The sequence below is a fragment of the Paenibacillus aceris genome, from assembly GCF_017874035.1.
Taxonomy (GTDB): domain Bacteria; phylum Bacillota; class Bacilli; order Paenibacillales; family NBRC-103111; genus Paenibacillus_E; species Paenibacillus_E aceris.
Window position 1 is genome coordinate 12,749 of record NZ_JAGGKV010000008.1, and the last position, 17,790, is coordinate 30,538.

The 17,790-nt window shown below is 42.1% G+C and carries 17 protein-coding genes; 1 reads left to right on the forward strand and 16 read right to left on the reverse strand.

The genetic code is table 11. The features are described 5' to 3' along the window. Positions 1-29: 29 nt before the first annotated feature. The 10 genes from J2Z65_RS16160 to J2Z65_RS16200 all read right to left on the reverse strand — a co-directional run bounded on the left by J2Z65_RS16160 (position 30) and on the right by J2Z65_RS16200 (position 10,087). Positions 30-602, reverse strand: a complete 573-nt coding sequence (locus J2Z65_RS16160; protein ID WP_209855904.1) for a dihydrofolate reductase family protein — start codon at positions 600-602, stop codon at positions 30-32. A 90-nt stretch (positions 603-692) separates the two neighbouring features. Beyond that, positions 693-1,178 (reverse strand): (2Fe-2S)-binding protein, encoded by a 486-nt coding sequence (locus J2Z65_RS16165; protein ID WP_167059624.1) that lies wholly within the window; start codon positions 1,176-1,178, stop codon positions 693-695. A 3-nt stretch (positions 1,179-1,181) separates the two neighbouring features. After that, positions 1,182-2,015, reverse strand: coding sequence for an FAD binding domain-containing protein (locus J2Z65_RS16170; protein ID WP_209855907.1), 834 nt, complete (start codon positions 2,013-2,015; stop codon positions 1,182-1,184). After that, complete coding sequence (locus J2Z65_RS16175) at positions 2,002-4,329, reverse strand: xanthine dehydrogenase family protein molybdopterin-binding subunit (protein WP_167059627.1); 2,328 nt, start codon at positions 4,327-4,329, stop codon at positions 2,002-2,004. Before J2Z65_RS16175 ends, J2Z65_RS16170 begins: the two co-directional genes overlap by 14 nt. 190 nt (positions 4,330-4,519) lie before the next feature. Continuing rightward, positions 4,520-4,966, reverse strand: a complete 447-nt coding sequence (locus J2Z65_RS35310) for a hypothetical protein (protein WP_240159757.1) — start codon at positions 4,964-4,966, stop codon at positions 4,520-4,522. After that, complete coding sequence (locus J2Z65_RS35315) at positions 4,957-5,535, reverse strand: FUSC family protein (RefSeq protein ID WP_240159758.1); 579 nt, start codon at positions 5,533-5,535, stop codon at positions 4,957-4,959. The genes J2Z65_RS35310 and J2Z65_RS35315 overlap by 10 nt, the downstream gene beginning before the upstream one ends. A 203-nt stretch (positions 5,536-5,738) precedes the next feature. After that, the gene (locus J2Z65_RS16185; protein ID WP_167059630.1) at positions 5,739-6,821 is read right to left on the reverse strand and encodes an NAD(P)H-dependent flavin oxidoreductase; all 1,083 of its coding nucleotides are present in this window, start codon (positions 6,819-6,821) and stop codon (positions 5,739-5,741) included. Between the two features lie 152 nt (positions 6,822-6,973). Continuing rightward, positions 6,974-7,486 carry a TetR/AcrR family transcriptional regulator gene (locus tag J2Z65_RS16190; RefSeq protein WP_167059633.1) on the reverse strand — a complete coding sequence of 171 codons (513 nt, stop codon included), beginning with the start codon at positions 7,484-7,486 and terminating at the stop codon, positions 6,974-6,976. Between the two features lie 109 nt (positions 7,487-7,595). Then, on the reverse strand, positions 7,596-8,960 hold the full coding sequence (locus J2Z65_RS16195) for an LLM class flavin-dependent oxidoreductase (protein WP_167059636.1): 1,365 nt from the start codon (positions 8,958-8,960) through the stop codon (positions 7,596-7,598). A gap of 245 nt (positions 8,961-9,205) precedes the next feature. Continuing rightward, complete coding sequence (locus J2Z65_RS16200; RefSeq protein WP_167059639.1) at positions 9,206-10,087, reverse strand: LysR family transcriptional regulator; 882 nt, start codon at positions 10,085-10,087, stop codon at positions 9,206-9,208. Between the two features lie 173 nt (positions 10,088-10,260). Between J2Z65_RS16200 and J2Z65_RS16205 the strand changes: the two genes are divergently transcribed. After that, complete coding sequence (locus J2Z65_RS16205; RefSeq protein ID WP_167059642.1) at positions 10,261-11,445, forward strand: MFS transporter; 1,185 nt, start codon at positions 10,261-10,263, stop codon at positions 11,443-11,445. 93 nt (positions 11,446-11,538) lie between these two features. Here the strand turns inward: J2Z65_RS16205 and J2Z65_RS16210 are convergent, their stop codons facing one another. The 6 genes from J2Z65_RS16210 to J2Z65_RS16235 all read right to left on the reverse strand — a co-directional run bounded on the left by J2Z65_RS16210 (position 11,539) and on the right by J2Z65_RS16235 (position 17,624). Further along, the gene (locus J2Z65_RS16210; protein WP_167059645.1) at positions 11,539-12,234 is read right to left on the reverse strand and encodes an aspartate/glutamate racemase family protein; all 696 of its coding nucleotides are present in this window, start codon (positions 12,232-12,234) and stop codon (positions 11,539-11,541) included. 322 nt (positions 12,235-12,556) lie between these two features. Next, a complete protein-coding gene (locus J2Z65_RS16215; protein ID WP_244999160.1) occupies positions 12,557-13,465 on the reverse strand; it encodes a helix-turn-helix transcriptional regulator in 909 nt (302 codons plus the stop codon). A gap of 428 nt (positions 13,466-13,893) precedes the next feature. Further along, the gene (locus tag J2Z65_RS16220; RefSeq protein WP_209855909.1) at positions 13,894-15,048 is read right to left on the reverse strand and encodes an acyltransferase domain-containing protein; all 1,155 of its coding nucleotides are present in this window, start codon (positions 15,046-15,048) and stop codon (positions 13,894-13,896) included. A gap of 331 nt (positions 15,049-15,379) precedes the next feature. Next, positions 15,380-16,165, reverse strand: a complete 786-nt coding sequence (locus tag J2Z65_RS16225; protein WP_167059651.1) for a methyltransferase domain-containing protein — start codon at positions 16,163-16,165, stop codon at positions 15,380-15,382. Between the two features lie 70 nt (positions 16,166-16,235). Beyond that, positions 16,236-16,751 (reverse strand): GNAT family N-acetyltransferase, encoded by a 516-nt coding sequence (locus J2Z65_RS16230; protein WP_167059654.1) that lies wholly within the window; start codon positions 16,749-16,751, stop codon positions 16,236-16,238. 348 nt (positions 16,752-17,099) lie between these two features. After that, the gene (locus tag J2Z65_RS16235) at positions 17,100-17,624 is read right to left on the reverse strand and encodes an O-acetyl-ADP-ribose deacetylase (protein WP_342357348.1); all 525 of its coding nucleotides are present in this window, start codon (positions 17,622-17,624) and stop codon (positions 17,100-17,102) included. Between the last annotated feature and the right edge of the window lie 166 nt (positions 17,625-17,790).

Here is a 17,790-nt window from a genome sequence, read left to right on the forward strand (position 1 = left end):
AAAAAACAAGGAGCAATTGCTCCTTGCTTTTATTCAAATTTATCATACGAATGAGAATCCGAATGATAGATTAGTTGCACAACGCCAGAGGAGAACGTTCTAGTATTAACCATTTTTAAATTCAACCTCTGTTTTATATCAATAAACAATGGTTTTCCTTCTCCCAAAATCACAGGATGAACAGATAATCGATATTCGTCAACAAGCCCTAAATTGATAAACGTTGTAATAAGACTTGCACCACCATACAGCCAGATGTCTTTACCAGGCTTCTCCTTTAATTTATTTACTTCTTCAAGAAGATTAGCATTTATGAATATGGCTTTATTATCCGTACTATTTAGTGTCCTCGAAAACACATATTTCTCTTTACTATGAACTAATGCCCAAATTTCTTTCTCCGTATCCGAGTGTTCAATTTCTGGAGTAAATTGTCCCCATAAATCATAGCTTTTTCTTCCATATAAAATAACATCAATTTGATTTAAGAAATTAATAAACCCCATTTCAGGGTCTATCATGCACCAATCAACTTCCCCATTTTTCCCTTCAATAAAACCATCTAAAGTAACTGCTAAATCTAAAATTATTTTTCTTTTCATGATTTCTTGCTCCTTTCGTTGACTTATCACCCATTATAGAGCTTAATTATGTCACCTTGTGTCATAGTAATATTTTTAACCTCCAAATGATTATGGTTCTTCACGACTTTTAAAAGCAAAAATCATTTTCACTACTTCATGAATTTCTTCATATGAGGTGCACCTGCAAATGTTGGACTCAAGCCATAACTGAACCATTTCCTCATTTGCATGTGGGTGTAAATTCACCAAACCTTGACAGTTCATAATAAACCCAGGAGTGCAATATCCGCATTGGAACGCCTGCTTTTGAACAAAAGCCTGTTGTACAGGAGAATGATTCAATCCTTCAATTGTTGTTAGTTTCTGCCCTTCTGCCTCCACAGCGAGCATGAGACAGGATTTCATCGGGAGATCGTTAACTAGTATTGTACAGGCACCACAATCGCCATTTTCACAACCTGGTTTACACCCCGTCAAACCTAGACCTTCTCGCAGCACATGCAATAGCGTATCTGCACCTCGTGCCCATATTGTCTTTCTTTCTCCGTTAATTTGAAATATCACTGGATACATATTGGTTCCCTGAAGTGACATACTTTACATCCCTTCTAACATTTTGACTGTATCGAATAAAGTATTCTTGAGTACAAACGTTCGGTAATCGGCAGTACCTTCTGTATTATTTAAAACCGGAGCGGGCAGGTTCCAGATTATCTGATCAATTCTTTCTGCTAAGGACAAACTTGAGTTGTTTACTATTTGTTCGAGGTCAATCGATCGAAAAGGGAATGCGCATACCCCGCTAAATGCTAAACGAATCTGTTTATCCTTTTTTAAAGCAGCCACGGTAACGAGAGGATAGCCTACAGTACCGATTTGCCTTTTTTTGAAGTGAATATATGGCAAAGATAAATATTCACGATCTGTGATCGTTTGTAATAGAAACTCATTCTTCTCCAGTCTCATCCATTGTGAGAAAACATGATGAATATTTATCACTTTTATCCCTTGAAGTCCTGCTATAACCATACGACTATCTGTCAACAGCAGCGGGAGAACAGCTTCTCGATAATAGATTTCACCGCAAATGTTCCCTCCGAGCGTAATTTTATTCCGGGCAGTTTGGTCCGCGACACCTTTGACGGCCTCGCTGAGTAGCGGGAACAGATTCGTTTCGGTTATATTCGTTAATGAGACGCAACATCCGATAACCAAACCATTTTTTTGTAATTCAGTGACATTACTCTCAGGAATGGCCTTCAAATCGACGACAGCTCCGGGGTGTATGAACCTCCTGCGGGCAAATGTAATAATTTCGGTTCCACCGGAAAAATACAAAGGATTTTTCCCCTGCATTTGCAGACTCTGAAATAATTCTACAGCCTTTTGAACTGTAGTAGGTTTATAGTATTCAAGGTCAAAAGGAATCATGTTTCGTCCTCCAGATCACTTCGGGCGTTAGAGGTAATTGATTAAGTCCTACACCGATGGCAGCCGACAAGCTGTTAGCCAATGCGGCAGGCATTCCAATCACACCATGTTCGCCGATTCCACGCAATCCGTAAGGTGCTTCTAAATGAGGAGTCTCTACAAAATCAACAAAGTAATCCGGCTGCTCTCCATAACGTATCAGCTTGTATGTCCGAAATTGTTGATTTAATATGGCCCCACTCTCATTCCTATGAAAAACTTCTCGGCTGGCTAGACTCAGGCCAATACTCATACCGCCAGTGACTTGGCTCCGAGCGAATTCAGGATTGATTACCTTACCTGCGTCGATGACAGTTGCCGCATGAATAATTTTATAAGTATACTCTCTCGTGTCCAATTCTACTTCAACGGCCTGCGCACCAACCGTCCACTCGGGACCGGGGTTTCCTTTTCCAGTTTCCGGATCCAGTAACGTTAAATTTTGCATGGTGTAGCTCCCGCGTCCGATTACCTGTCCACCTATCGTTTGGCCATCAGGAAACATATATCCGTTTGCGATTTTCCCAATTGAAATCCCAATATCGGAGTTATTTTTGCAGAAAACCCTCCCCCCTCCGACTTCCAACTCATCTGTCGAGCATTCAAGTACAATAGAAGCTATGACCTTTAGTTGTACAATCGCATCTTCAGCTGCCGCCAGTACGGCATTCCCCACTAAGAATGTGCTTCTGCTGGCCACCGTTTTCCAATGTTGGGGATCAAATTCAGTATTCACATCCATGGAAATATGGATCAACTGATCATCCATACGTAACCGTTCCGCTAATATTTGAGTAAGTGCTGTCCTCGTACCTTGACCGAATTCTACTGCTCCACATAACAGATTAATACTTCCGTCGGGATTAAACATTATAATGGCCCCTGCCCCTGCATCTGTAGGCGTACTTGAATTTTTCCAAAAACAGCACACTCCTTTCGCCTTGATGAAGTGGCCTTCATGCTTTATGATGGGCGAGTTATCCCAGTGGATTAAAGTTTTCAATTTTGCAATGCACATGGGCAAATTCCCTATGTTGCTTCTGTCGAGTACAGTTTGTGTCGGTGTGGTATCACCTATCCCGATAGCGTTTAGAAAACGAAATTCTAAAGGATCTATTTCCAATCGCTCCGCCAATACATCCATGCATCTTTCTATCGCAAATGTTAGCTCAGGATGACCGAATCCGCGAAATGACGTAGCATATGAATGGTTTGTATACATACATAAAGAGTCGCAATGAACATTATCAATTCGATAGGGCCCTGTACAATCGCAGGCTCCCGCTTTACTCATCTCTGCCCCCCGATCCGAATACGCTCCAGAATCATATAAGTATAGGATTTCCGCTGCCATAAGCTTCCCTTCGCTCGTACAACCAAGTCTTATTTTAGCGTCTAGTCCAATATGAACGGGTGAAGAGATCATGTCCTGTTCTCTGGAATTGACGATTTTTACCGTTTTTCCTCCAACAGCACTGGAAGCCAAATAGGCGAGATATTCCAATTGAATGGCGGCTTTTCCACCAAACGATCCTCCAACCAGAGGTGTATGAACGATAACTTTTTGTAGAGGAATGTGAAAAGATTGACTGATCGCTCTTCGGATGACATAGGGGGATTGCGATGCGGAAGAGATGATCACTTTTCCGTCAGGTAAAATTTCAGCCGTGCAACATCGTGTTTCCATAGCAGCATGGTCTGACTGTGGTAAAGAAACATGAACATCAATGATATGATCGCTAAGGTTCCAACCTTCCTCCATATTCCCTTTACGTATTTTAGTTCGGTTAGCAATATTCGTTCCAGGCTCCGGGTAGACTTCTTCGTGTCGTTTGTAAGTGGCAAGTTGCTCATGTAAGAGAGGAGCACCTTGTTGGTAGGCTTCTACTGGGGAATGGAGGACAGGCAAAAGCTCATATTCCACTTTGATTAATAATGCTGCCATCTCAGCGGCGTGTTCTTGTTCCGCAATGACAATTGCAACGGGCTCTCCATAATATCTGACTTTGTCAATTGCAATCGGGGGGCGGTCTTCTAAAGGTGATCCTGTTAGAATTGGATGATCTTTACCTATAATGACTGCTTTCACACCTGGAACTTTTCTGGCCTCCGACAAATCAACGGATATGATTTTTGCATGGGCGTGGGGACTGACCGCTAATTTTGCGTGTAGTAATCCAATTTTCGGAAAGTCAGCTGAATATTTGGTTGTTCCGGTTACCTTCTCCAAAGATTCCTTCCTTATCGTACTTTTTCCAATCGATCGTTCGCTCATAGTCCCCTCCCTTAACTAATGATTTATTTCATTTCTCATTTCTCCAATAATCCATATATATTACAGATCTAATGTGCATATTAATCGAGCCACAAATAAAAGACTTTATAAAAATAAAGAGCCAGATATTCCTTTGAAGAAGGAGTATCTGGCTTTTAACGGAGTTTTCGTTTAACGTGTTTCATTTATGCTAATGGCTGTACTTATGGAAATCTTGAATAATCTGGTTAGCATTATGATACAAAGCAAGTGGGTACTGATATTTCTCTAGAGTGAAAGGTGGTTTGATAGTAGGAACAGGAGTACGAAAAAAGACGTTGGAATTGGTCAGGTTATCGAGATGTGAACCCCATTCTTTCACATATAAGGCAATCGTGAATAAATGATCCGCCCAAATCTTTTGATCCTCTGGCATCCACTGCTTACTTTCGGACCATTCGGTAAATATCCGTATCATATCAGAGAGATTGGCAAAGCCAAGCCTAAGCTTTTGCAAATGCTGAGCTTGTCGCTTTAGTGCACGACGTTTTTCTGAAGCGAAAAGATTATAGCTTAGACTTTGATTCGCCTTATCCATCTCGGTCGTCACTTGATGTAATTCCTGAAATAACTGTTGAATTTCTTTTTTTATGTCCATGTTTCCATCGAAGTGCAACCAGCTTCAACCCATTGAGCAGTCTTAAAAAAATACATAGTTAAATGGTCCGCAAATTTGCTTATATCGTTTTTAGCTTTCTTAACAGAATCAGGTGGGAATATGAGTATGTGGGTTAGCAAAGCAACAGCTGCTCCGATAACGGTATCACGAATGCGATCTAAAGGATAAGTAGGCATCTTACTTTGAAAGTACATCACTAACAGAACGCTAAGAGTAACTTGACTCATAACGATATTATCTAACCTCAATATCTTAACTAAAGCCGATCCCAAAAGAATCATTAATCCAATGCTCCAGCCAGTTAACCCTATAAAAGGTACTACTGAGGAAGTAAGTGCAACACCGACAATCGTACCCAAAATGCGCTGCCAAGCAAATTGAATGGATTTGCTTATCGTTATCTGCATGCATAGTATCACGGTGAGGGGAGCCAGGTAGGGATGATTCGATCCCCCCCATTTAGCTAATTCCCATGAAAGTGCAGCAGCTATAGGAGTTTTCCATATTAATCCGTTGTCTTGTATAAAAGATTTTATTCGGAGGTTCATTCAGATTTTACCCTTTTTTTTGTTGGATTTCCGGGACCGGGTTATTTTGCCCGATCGTTAGCAGGTTGATTCTTTATCTGCTAAATTCATCCAAGTGCACACTACGATTAATGCTATCAAACCTGTTCAAATCCCGGAAACCTCCTGCTAGCAGTTGAGCACCTTGGAGTGAAGCAATTGGACTGCTAATAACTAACTTTCGCTTATCGCAGTTGAACAATTTTATTCGCCTGATCGATCGTTTCTTGAATGATAGACTCTGCACTTTGACCTGAAGTTAGCATCCGCAAGCCTTGTCCTGCCCACAAAGACATAAATTCGGGGTTATTTTGCTTAGCTGAAGCATTTCTAATATCTCTAGTCGCCATATTTTGTGTAGGAAATGGAAGTGGCTTTATGCCGCTCTTGTCCCAAAATTTGATAAATTCATTGGCAACCCCTCTCGCAGGACGACCCGAAAATACGTTGGTAATAACCGTACTCTCCTCTGTACTATCGAGCAGTTTTTGCTGATATGCGGTATGGGCTCCCGATTCCTTCGCTGTTAGAAAGCGAGTCCCCATCTGAACACCTTGTGCCCCAAGTGCAAGTGCAGCAATAAGGCCGCGGCCATCCATTATCCCCCCAGCCGCTACAACGGGAATACTTACTCGATCAACAATTTGCGGGACTAAAGCCATCGTGCCGATATTCGCACCCAATGGACGATTGGATATATCAAATGTTCCGCGGTGCCCCCCAGCTTCACTGCCTTGAGCTACAATGGCGTCGCATCCGGCCTGCTCGGCAATTATCGCTTCATTAACGGTAGTCACCATCGACACAAGAAGCATACCGGCAGCTTTGGCTTGCTCCATCATATGTTTGGGAAGAACACCAAAAGCGGTGCTGATAACCGGGACTTTTTCTTCTAGCACAACAGCGAATTGTTGCTCGAATAGATCCGGAGTTCGTAAGGCTCCCCCCTTCACAGGAGACATCCCCAATATATCTCTCATAGCATTGAGTTGCTGTTGAACTTCTTCAATTCTCGTATTGTCGTCAGGAGTGCGAGTAGCAAATAAATTGACACCGAAAGGAGCATTCGTTAATCCGCGAATTTCGCGAATCGAATCGCGAATCGTATCTGGATCCATATAAGCAGCTCCTAGCGTCCCAAGCCCGCCAGCATTGGATACCGACGCGGCTAAGCTTGGTGTTCCGGGTCCACCGGCCATACCCGCCAAAAAGATGGGGTAGCGAATACCGAAAATTCGGCAAAGATCAGTTGCAAGTTTCATTGTCATTGTTCACCTCTCATTATTCAATCCTTTTGGAAAAGGAGCATTAGCCTTCCGCGTTATTTCATAGGATTTACTTATTTGGAGCATTTCACCCGTAGGCTCAAAGCAATGCATTTTACCCCTCGCGATATTAGCCCTAAGAAGTCACGCTTCAGTTAACTATCTACTAAAAGATAGAATCTAACATAAATAAAAATCAATTGATGGGCTTGCACCTCTGCTTCACCTTTAAAGTAGAGATGTCCTTCACGGCGTCCATTCTCGAACACTTGTTCAAGCCAAGTTAAATTAGCGTTGAAAAACTGTGCTAACCCTTCCCTTACTTTCTCCGATAGGGTTGCTAGTTCAGAGGATAGCATAACACTTAGACAAGTACAATAATCTTGTACAGGGGCGTTATATAGCAACACGAATTTATGCAGTTTATCCAGATTGTTCTGTGTTTCGGAATCGTTTGTAGCACTTGCATAAAGAAAATTTTTGAGATAGCGTGCAATCAAAGCCTCCCCCAAATCCTCCTTATTCTGGAAATAGTAATGAATACTTGCCGTGCGTATCCCTATTTTCTCAGCAATATGTGCGTAGCTGAACCCGTTAAATCCAAATTCCTGAACAATCGCTTGAGCCGAATCTAAGATAAGTTCCGAAGTGTTTTTTGTTTTGGTCATCGCAGCCAACTTGTAAACGAAGAATAATTGGTATGAAAAAAACCTTGAGGAGTGAGGAACACTCGATCAAGGTTTTAAATAAAAAACATTTAGCTGAAATCCCATTTTTTCATGCGCTGTACCATTCCGTTTCTTTCATCGGATTCGGCGCTTCCGCAAATCGGTTGCCCGGATAAGGAAGCTCATAATGATCGCGAAGGGTTGTACCGGTGTACTCTTTTCGGAACAGCCCTCTGCGCTGCAGCTCGGGAACGACGAGATCGAGGAAGTCCTCTAGTCCCCCGGCCATCAGCTGCGGCATAATATTGAAGCCGTCAGCAGCCCCATTCTGAAACCAATGCTCCATCATATCGGCAATTTGTTGGGATGTACCTGTTATTGTCTGGTGACCGCGTCCTCCGGCCAGACGCTGCAGCAGCTGACGAAGCGTCAGGTTCTCTCGATGAGCCATCTCGACGATCAAATTCGTGCGACTCTGATGGCCTCTCACTTCTTGAACCGGCAGCTGCGGCATCGGGCCATCCAATGGATAACCAGTTAGATCAAAGCCGACACGATTGGACAACATCATTAAGCTGTAGGTTGGGTTTGAGAGTTCCACAAGCTTCGCTTCCTTCTCTCTGGCTTCTTCCTCCGTGCGTCCGATAATCGGGCAAATTCCCGGCAGGATGACAACGTGATCCGGCAACCTATTCAATTGAACCGCCCGTTGTTTCATATCTCGATAGAAGGACTCCGCTTCTTCAAAGCTTTGCTGAGCCGTAAAAATCGCTTCCGCGTACTCCGCAGCGAATTGTCTGCCATTCTGCGAAGAACCGGCTTGAACGAGCAGCGGTCGCCCCTGCGGCCCTCGGGAAATATTGAGCGGTCCCTTCACGGAGAAATGTTCCCCTTTATGATTAAGCTCGTGAACCTTGGAGCTGTCCGCAAAAATGCCAGCTTCCTTGTCTCTGACAAGAGCATCGTCTTCCCAGCTATCCCATAGCTTCGTGGACACATCCAAAAATTCCCGCGCTCGATCATAGCGCTCTGCGTGTTCCGGTATTTGTTCATAGTTGAAATTTTGCGCCTCCGCATCCGTTCCTGACGTAATGATGTTCCAGCCGGCGCGGCCGCGGCTGAGGTGGTCAAGAGAAGCAAATCTCCGAGCCAGATTGAACGGCTCGTTGAAGCTCGTGGATACGGTTGCGATCAGACCGATTCGCTTGGTGACTACGGCAAGTGCCGACAAGAGCGTCAACGGCTCGTATCCGCCTATCGCTCCGTATCGGACCGCGTTCGGACTGGTCGATACCCGATCTGCAAAGAAAAGCGAATCCAGCTTCGCCGCTTCTGCTTTTGCAGCCAGGCGCTGGTAGAAAGAGAAGTCAAGCAGCTGATCTAGATTCGTCTGCGGATGCCGCCATGCTGCCTCATGATGTCCCATCGGGGAAACGAACAAATTCAAATGAAGTTGACGATGTACTTTACTCATAACGACACCACCCTGTTTGTTAAAATTAGAAAAGGCTCCCGATGCAAGGGCTGCCGCGCGCGAAGCGGTGACCTTGTGTTAGGGAGCCTTTGGTAGACCAATTGGCTGACATAATTATTAACCATATCTTACATGAATTAATCCGATTATACAAGTGGGATAAATAAGATTAACTTCATATTAAAGTCATCTTTAACTGATGGATATTACGAATAAAATGCCATATGGGCCCGACCCTGCAGACTTTAACGATCTTTCAGTTGCTCCTCCGCAAAATGTATAAAGGTGCGCGCCGCGTGACTGAGATATTTGTCCGAGCGATATATGATGCTCATCTCCCTTACTGGCGGATAATCGCGGATCGGGAGAAAGCGCAGGTCAAGACTGTCGATGGACTCCAGAAGCGAATTTGCGACGATTCCAACGCCGATATTTGCCTTAACGAAATAAAAGAGCGATGGATTTGAACTAGTCTCAACGACTACGTTCAGGTGGAACCCATGCTGACGGCACCAGCTATCCACGAATTCTCTTCCCCATAGCCCTTTGGGATACATGACGATGGGCAGGAACTGCAGGTCAGCCAGAGAAATCGATTCTGCCTTAGACAGTTCATGATTTTTGGACACGACTATCCCATACTCTTCTCGGGCCAAAGGACGAATGACCAACCGCGGATCAAAAAGAGGCTTCACAGCTATTCCGATATGCATGTCTGTATTCAACACCATCCCCGTCACGTCGACTTCCGAAATGATCTTCAGCCGGATGTTCGGATATCGTTGGAAGAAACGAATAAACATCGGGGTGAGGCGATAATCCAGTTCCGATGGCAAGGCCCCGATACTTAGGTTCCCCCCATTCTGATGATAAAGATCGTCCATTTCTTGAAGCGCGTTGCTTAGATTCTGTAGCATCATTCGGGCGTGTTTTTTCAAAATAGAACCCGCGTCAGTCAATTGAATGCGTTTACCGATCCGGTCAAAGAGGGGCATTCCGATCTCTTCTTCCAACGCTTTGATCGACAAGCTTAAATTAGGCTGGGAAATCCCGATTTTATCCGCGGCCTTCGTAAAGTGCAGCTCCTCGCACACCGCCATGAAATACTCCAGTTGCCTAAGCTCCATACTTCCCGCCTCTCTTCTATCTGAATCAGTCGCCAACAATCATTTAAAATACAAATGGTTATTATAAATTTAATATAATTGATAAATGTTTGTTCTTCAAGTAAGATTTGTTCACTAGCACCTGCTAAGCCGATATGGTTTAGGCAGTTATATAAAGAAGGAGGAGAGCCGTTATGAAGAAACAACACGTCCTTATAGCGATAGCCTTGTTTGCAGCTTCGCTGAATTTACGTCCAGCGATCAACTCAATCGCCCCATTATTGGACAGCATTCGGACGGATCTCGGAATGAGCGGGGCTGTCGCTAGTCTGCTCACTTCCATACCCGTGCTTTGCATGGGACTCTTCTCCCCGCTCGCCGTTAAAGCCGGCGGCAAATGGGGAATCGAGAAGGTAATGGGCGTATCTCTACTCATTATCGCGGTTGGTACCGCCATTCGTGTGTTCACGAATTCCGTCTTCTACTTACTTGTCACGGCCTTGATTGCAGGGATCGGAATCGCCTTAATCGGACCGCTGCTGGCGGGCTTCATTAAGAAGTATTTCCCTAAACAGGTTCCTTCTATGATCGCCGTATATACCGTCGCCCTTACTCTAGGAGCAACATTCAGCTCGGCATTTTCCACACCGCTGCAGAACAGCTTTGATTCCTGGCAGTTATCATTGGCCTCATGGGCTATTGTCGCCATCGTTGCCGCCGTTCTCTGGTGGTCATTCGTTCGCCCGAATGACACAAGCCTGAATGCTGCCGCGGGAACAACCAACGTTAAGCTTCCGTGGGGGAATAGCAAAGCTTGGATCCTAATGTTGTCCTTTGCGTTTATGGCGATGCTGTTCTACTCGTTTACCGCATGGCTCCCTCAAATCATCCAAGGAATGGGCTATTCAAAAAGCTACGCGGTGATGTCTCTGACCTTATTTGTCGTCATTCAAATCCCGGTAAGCCTGCTAATGCCTCTCCTGCTCAAAAGGTTTCCGTCCCGCCGGTTGTGGCTGGTCGCCTCTGCCTTTTTGGAGCTCGTCGGCCTCCTGCTGTTGATTCTGAACGTTGAACCTGCAGTTGCTGCTTCGTTTATCGGGATTGGCGCGGGCGGGTTATTCCCCTTAAACCTTCTTCTTCCGATCGACGTAACGACCAGCGCCCAGGAAGCCGCTTCGTGGTCGGCCATGGTGCAATCGGCCGGTTATGTCATCGGTGCTGCCGGTCCAATCCTGCTAGGAAGAATTCACGATGCCACTGGCAGCTTTGCTTCCGCAATCGTTGGCATGATGGTCATCGTGCTGCTGATGATCATCGTTCAATTCGCGGTTACAGCCACCAAACGCAAAGCTATGAATGCCGTGCTCCAATCGCGGTAATAAATAAAAGCGATCCGTAAGCGGGTCGCTTTTTATTATGCAGTATATATTTCTGTCTACTGAAGGCAGTTCCTCAAACCCCATTTATGATGTTTAATTTTTTAAAGCGAAGTCAACAGCAGATTCGGCATGAAGTCTCGTTGTATCATAAACTGGTATTATACAATCATCTTGTGAGATGAGAAGCGTTATTTCTGTACATCCAAGTATAATGGCTTCGGCTCCCTGTTGGTAAAGACCATTTATGATCTTTAAGTAGGATTGCTTAGACTCTTCTTTAATAATTCCAAGACAAAGTTCTTGATAAATAATGTCATGTATAACCATTCTTTCTTCTTCATTTGGAACAATAACATCAAGTCCAAACCTTTCAATGAGTCTGCCTTTGTAAAAATCTTGTTCCATAGTAAATGCAGTCCCAAGTAAAGCAACCTTCTTAATTCCATCCTTAACAATTTCTATGGCAGTTGAATCAGCGATATGTAGTAATGGGATAGATACCGATTCTTCTACTTCTTGTGCCATCTTGTGCATCGTATTCGTACAAATGACTATTAAATCGGCTCCACCGGTTTCTAATTTTTGTGCTGAATCGATCATAATTTTTGTGGCTTCATCCCAGTTTCCTTGATGCTGCAAAGTCTTGACTTCATGAAAATCGACCGAATACATGAGACTTTTGGCGGAATGATGCCCTCCTAGCTTTTCTTTTACTCGTTGATTAATGATTTGGTAATAGAGTAAAGATGACTCCCAACTCATTCCACCGATAAGCCCTATTGTTTTCATGGGATAAGCCCCCTACTGATTGTTTACCCCATTTTCTCATAAACAGTTTTACAATGCATTAAAAGTGTGTTATAAATATTTCCAAATCAACTTCGGATACTTTAAAAAAATAGATAGAATAGTAAGTTTTGATTTCATAGAGACACATCGGGCCCACTTCCAGGCGTTACTTTCGATCTCTTTAAGCTCCTGATTATGTTCTCTGATCTTTTCCTCGAAAAAATAAGGATAATTATGCATAGCGTGTACCTCCAAATTCTTAAAATGCTGACTTGCCTTCTCTTTGAGCTCATTATAATAAAACAAGTATGACAACAGTCTGTCATACTTGAGGATACCGATTTAACATTTTTTCAATTTTATCTTTAAGCATTTTCCTTAACTCGAGCGGTTCAAGAACCTCCACATCTTCCCCAAAACTTAAAATCATTTCAACTAACCATTCAACTTCTGAAGGATTGGTAATGGTAACCGTAAGCGTACCATCTTCATTGAAACATTTATTCTCCGCGTAAAAGCAATCCAGAGCATGAGCCAATGATCTGCCTGAGAAATGAAGAACAGCACCTACGATTTCTTCTTTCTGATAGTCTAAAGAAATATCTTGAAGAGGTGTTGGATGGATACGATGGTATAATTCAGTCAAGGTAACCAAATCTAACATTCTTGTAAGTTTAAATACGCGATAATCGTTACGAGCCCTACAGTACCCATGTAAATACCAAGAATAATATTTAAACAGAAGGCTGACTGGTTCAACTACCCTAGTGGCTCTCTCATTCTTAGAATTCATGTATTCAAATCGAATGACATAGCGATCTGTTATGGCTGCTCGAAGTGCATGGAGTGTTGCATTGTTAGCTCGCCAGCTTCCCAGATCCATCGTTAAGCTTGGCCTCTTGTCGCTTTGAATAGTCTGAAGCCTATGTAGAGTCTCCGTTGCACGGTCATCCTGGAACACCGTTGTCGTGCTTTGAAGAAGCGTGATTAATGACTCAATGTCGTTGGAGTGCAATAAACTTTTCTCCATTTTAAATTCTTCAATGATCCCATATCCTCCGTTGACGCCTTGGAAGGATACAACAGGGATTCCAGCCGCACAAATAGCCTCTATATCACGGTAAATGGTTCGTTGGGAAACACGATATTTGTTCGCAAGCTCAGAAGCAGAAATGACTTCGTTATTTAAAAGCGCATAAGTAATCGATATTAACCGTTCTAGTTTCATCATAACCCCCCATGCAAAAGAACGTATGTTTGCATTTATTACACCATAATTACCCAATTGTATCAAGCGTTTTATTCCGATAAACTGTCAGTTCGTCTAAATTTATTTCCCTCTTATGAATGAAAAAGAACAGCTGCCGCAAAGGCAACTGCTCCCTATCCTATTCTGCCTGATATACACATCAGACCTATGTTTTTAGAACTTACTCATTACTCGCGGCATCTATAATCTCACTAACACAATGTTCTATATCCTTATTGGTACAATCAAGAGTTTTATCGCTAAACTTCATGTATAGAGGAAGTCTTTCCTCGTAAACGTCTCTTAGACTTAAGCAATTCGGTATATATTACAAATATCCTTCACAGGATAACGTTTCACATCCCCATGAACGCAGCAAAGCTGCCGATCGATCCCGGCAGCTTCGCAAATTAATTCTCATCTTCATTTTTATAGGATACTGTTCCAAAATCACCGCATTGTTCAAGAAATATCCCATTCATGTCGAATATTTCTTTATCTTCTTCTAAATAATTAAGGACTTTTTTCCTTAAAGAAGTGTCTGGTTTTGCATCCTTAACTTCGGTCAATTCATTAAATACAAAATTCCATAAAAAACGCACCGAACCTGCTGTCGGATAGAGGTAGAACTGCTGTTGGAACTTTACGATATTACTGGAAGGCGGCAGCATCTCCCGAAGTTGAGGAGTAAAGAGCCATGTATGGCAAACCATACCTTTATACTCGACCTCTGGAAAATAAGTCGCATAAAATTCCTTAGCTTGTCTATAGGTGTCCTTTATAGTTTCCATATCAAAAGATGTATCTCTAGGGATGTGGATCTCAAGCATAGTATCGTCCTTGTCCAGTACTTTTTTCCATTCATCCTTTTTAAGCTTTACTTGTTTGTTTAAACCTTTCCCAATGGGAGTTATTGGATTTCCAATGAAATAATCTTCCGTTTCCTCATATTTCGTCACAAAACCATCGTTTGTCTTCTCTTTTTTACATACCCCTTGCATATCACCATTTGCTCTTAACTCCATCCCTTCACTGCATAAAAGCAAAAATCTATCTTCCTTTGCATTATAAAAGCCTTTTACGACTCCGGAAAATTTCGTTGCCATAAATTGCATTCCACTTAGCCGAAACATTCTGGCTTCCAGATGCCTCCAGATCCAACTGAAATTTCTAATGGCATAATAACCCACTAAATTATAGGCATTTTGCACCCATACACCGATATCCCTTAAAGTTTCTACAAATAACTCTTCACTTAGCCCCCTTTCGGAATACTTTTGCTCAGTTAGAGGCAGTCTTTGCAGTGCTGCATGCAGATAAAACAACGATGCCTCATTTCCGAAAACTTCTTCCACATAAGGATGAATCGTCAATGGTTCCCAAACGGTTGTCCAATATCCGCTCTCTATATTATTCATATAAAATTCCTTATAAATGTCAAAAAGTTTCTGATCATTGTTTATTTTATCGGTGATGTCCAGCAATATTTCGGTTGCTCCTTCAGGCATCAAAATCTTCCGGCAATACTGCTGTGTTAAGTCTTTCGATAATAACAAAAATTCCATTTATGTACCCCTCTCCTGTTAAACAATTACAGCGTATTAAAATCAGGTGATGCTTACTCATATCATTTGTGACGTTATTTTCTTTTTTTAGTATACCACGGAGTAAACTGATCTTTAATACTGGAGATGTGATTTATTCCTGCCTTCAATAACTACTCCGGTAAAGCTTTTGTGAACCGTTTCTTTTGATACCTTCTTTATCCGTGAATCGGCTATAGATCAATACACAATAAGCCGCCAAGTGAATCAATGGCAGCCTAGGTTAGTACAATATTATGAGACAATCGTTCTCCGTTGTTAAATGAGGAGTTTCATTATCTGATTCAATTCCTCAAGACTTTGCCTTCTTGAATAAAACCATCCACTCGTCAATGTGTATAGAATTAATTTCCCCATCTTTCATAGTCAGGCCACAATATTCCTGCATTTCCTTGCTCGCTTCAAGAATATGTCGTTCCACTTGCTTTACTTGTTCTTCCGACTTTGTTGTACGTCTTACCCATGTGGGGAACTCAAATGTTTTCTTACGTAATGTCGATTTTACGATTTCTAAACCCGCTTTTTTTCCCCATTCTGTCCATTCTGTAATGGAATAGCACCGAACATGACTTTCATCTCTTAACTTTTCAAGCTTATTTATAAACTCATCCAAATGATCATCAGCAGGGACTACATTATCTATCAGAAGAAGAAATCCATCCTGTTTTAAAACTCTTTCAGACTCATTGACAAACTTCTCAGGGTCGGGAAAATGATGTGCTGCAATCCTGCATGTTACAGCATCAAAAGAATCAATTAAGAATGGTAAGTTTTCAGCATCTGCCACTACAAACGAGACATTTTGATTATTCTCAATAATATGATTTCGAGCTGCGGTTAGCATCTCGCTTGTCAAATCTGTAGAAATAACATGTGCAACATGCGGTGAGATATGTTTCGTTACATGCCCCCCACCCGTAGCGACATCTAGAACAGTCCAATGGGGTTTAGGGTTTAACCACTCAATTAAAACAGCAAGATCACTGCCTTTGGCATGCGTTTCACTACTTACGTACTTTTCGGCATTTCTTGAGAATTGATCTTTCACGATTTCCTTTAGTTTTTCATGATCATTCACAATGTAACCCCCATCCAGATTCACTTTGGTTTCATCAGATGAAATATTGTTTCACATTATGAATATTATATCATACATTTTCTTGTGAAACTGGAATTTCTTTTTCCATAATAAAATCATCCATCACGAATCCATTACCGATATCCGCACATTGTTCCCGTACAGTTCGGAATCCTTTTTTCTCATATACTGCAATACTGGATTCGTTATGACGATTGACTGTCAACCAAATATGGCTTAGATTTCGCTCTTCGCACAGTTGCTCCAAGAATGCTAACGCTTTGCTGGCATAGCTGCGCCCCCGGTGCTCCTTGCTTATGTAAAACTTACTCAAGAAGAGCTTTCTCTCTTCTTGTCTGGCCGACATATATCCGACAGCGAAACCATCGTGATGAATCAAGTAATATTCATAGCCCTGTTGATGGATCTGATCGGTAATTGCTGAAACCGATTGATATTTTGAAATCATGTAATCAATTTGCTCGATTGTAATCAAGGATACATAATATTCGCGCCATATTTCTGCAGCTAATTGAGCAACCTCTGCGATTTCTTCCGCTGTATTCACGCGTGGAAACATAAGCATGACATGTGCCTGCCTTTCCTTGTTCTCACTCTTCATTCTTTCAATAGAATATAATTATGCGCTTGTTCGTTTAATCCTTAGAGGCGATTATTTTATAAACGTACCATACTGCTTTCACCTGAAAATAGCTCTAATTCTTTTGCAACTGTTTCTTTCATCTTAGCCGCGCAGTTCTCTAGGGAACACTCGTTTTTCTAGTTTCTAAATACATTGAAATAATTCTTCCATTTTTCTCGTCAAAGTCAACTCCTGACGCAAACTTGACATTTAGACCAAAGCAGGGCTTATCTTCTTTAATTTTTTTCATACACCACGAGCATCTTAGCATCACTAATTCCACCTAATATTTCAATCAAGACCCTTAATGGTTTTCAAATATATATGATAATTTTCATCATCAAAGCAAACGAACTGAATTCTTCTAACTGAAGAATTATTTCCTTCTATAATTTCCCTAACTGAGCTAACAGCTATTTCAGCAGCCTTTTTTTTCGGAAATTTATATATACCTGTGCTTATGTTAGGGAATGCGATACTTGCAATATGATATTGATTAGCAAGATTCAATGAGTTCAAATAACAATTTTTAAGTTTTTCTTCCTCATTCCTTAGTCCATTGTTCCAGACGGGTCCAACCGTATGAATAACGAATTTTGCATCTAATTTACCTGCAGTAGTGATGACTGCCTCGCCTACAGGGCACCCTCCTTGTCTCTCTCTTATTTTTATGCACTCTGTAACAATTTCCTTTCCTCCTGCTCGGTGGATTGCACCATCAACGCCTCCTCCACCTAATAAACTTGTATTTGCAGCATTAACAATGCAATCTAATTTTGATTTAGTTATGTCATCTTTAACAACCTCTATATACACTGAATTAAATTCGAATTCCATTGCTTAGAGACCCCTCCGCTACAAAAATACTGCCCATATCACAGAGTTTATTTTACCATAAATTAGATGTTGATTCATTTGATATCAGATTTTCTCACACTAATTCGGACTGCCAGTACGTGAAAAAGAGCCGCATATACATGGG

What these genes read in the sequence shown, in the direction of transcription:
- J2Z65_RS16175 (WP_167059627.1), bottom strand. Translation starts at nt 4,329, where the DNA reads ATGAGCGAACGATCGATTGGAAAAAGTACGATAAGGAAGGAATCTTTG.
- J2Z65_RS16185 (WP_167059630.1), bottom strand. Translation starts at nt 6,821, where the DNA reads ATGACAATGAAACTTGCAACTGATCTTTGCCGAATTTTCGGTATTCGC.
- J2Z65_RS16190 (WP_167059633.1), bottom strand. Translation starts at nt 7,486, where the DNA reads ATGACCAAAACAAAAAACACTTCGGAACTTATCTTAGATTCGGCTCAA.
- J2Z65_RS16160 (WP_209855904.1), bottom strand. Translation starts at nt 602, where the DNA reads ATGAAAAGAAAAATAATTTTAGATTTAGCAGTTACTTTAGATGGTTTT.
- J2Z65_RS16205 (WP_167059642.1), top strand. Translation starts at nt 10,261, where the DNA reads ATGAAGAAACAACACGTCCTTATAGCGATAGCCTTGTTTGCAGCTTCG.
- J2Z65_RS16230 (WP_167059654.1), bottom strand. Translation starts at nt 16,751, where the DNA reads ATGCTTATGTTTCCACGCGTGAATACAGCGGAAGAAATCGCAGAGGTT.
- J2Z65_RS16210 (WP_167059645.1), bottom strand. Translation starts at nt 12,234, where the DNA reads ATGAAAACAATAGGGCTTATCGGTGGAATGAGTTGGGAGTCATCTTTA.
- J2Z65_RS35310 (WP_240159757.1), bottom strand. Translation starts at nt 4,966, where the DNA reads ATGGACATAAAAAAAGAAATTCAACAGTTATTTCAGGAATTACATCAA.
- J2Z65_RS16195 (WP_167059636.1), bottom strand. Translation starts at nt 8,960, where the DNA reads ATGAGTAAAGTACATCGTCAACTTCATTTGAATTTGTTCGTTTCCCCG.
- J2Z65_RS16170 (WP_209855907.1), bottom strand. Translation starts at nt 2,015, where the DNA reads ATGATTCCTTTTGACCTTGAATACTATAAACCTACTACAGTTCAAAAG.
- J2Z65_RS16200 (WP_167059639.1), bottom strand. Translation starts at nt 10,087, where the DNA reads ATGGAGCTTAGGCAACTGGAGTATTTCATGGCGGTGTGCGAGGAGCTG.
- J2Z65_RS35315 (WP_240159758.1), bottom strand. Translation starts at nt 5,535, where the DNA reads ATGAACCTCCGAATAAAATCTTTTATACAAGACAACGGATTAATATGG.
- J2Z65_RS16165 (WP_167059624.1), bottom strand. Translation starts at nt 1,178, where the DNA reads ATGTCACTTCAGGGAACCAATATGTATCCAGTGATATTTCAAATTAAC.
- J2Z65_RS16215 (WP_244999160.1), bottom strand. Translation starts at nt 13,465, where the DNA reads ATGATGAAACTAGAACGGTTAATATCGATTACTTATGCGCTTTTAAAT.
- J2Z65_RS16220 (WP_209855909.1), bottom strand. Translation starts at nt 15,048, where the DNA reads ATGGAATTTTTGTTATTATCGAAAGACTTAACACAGCAGTATTGCCGG.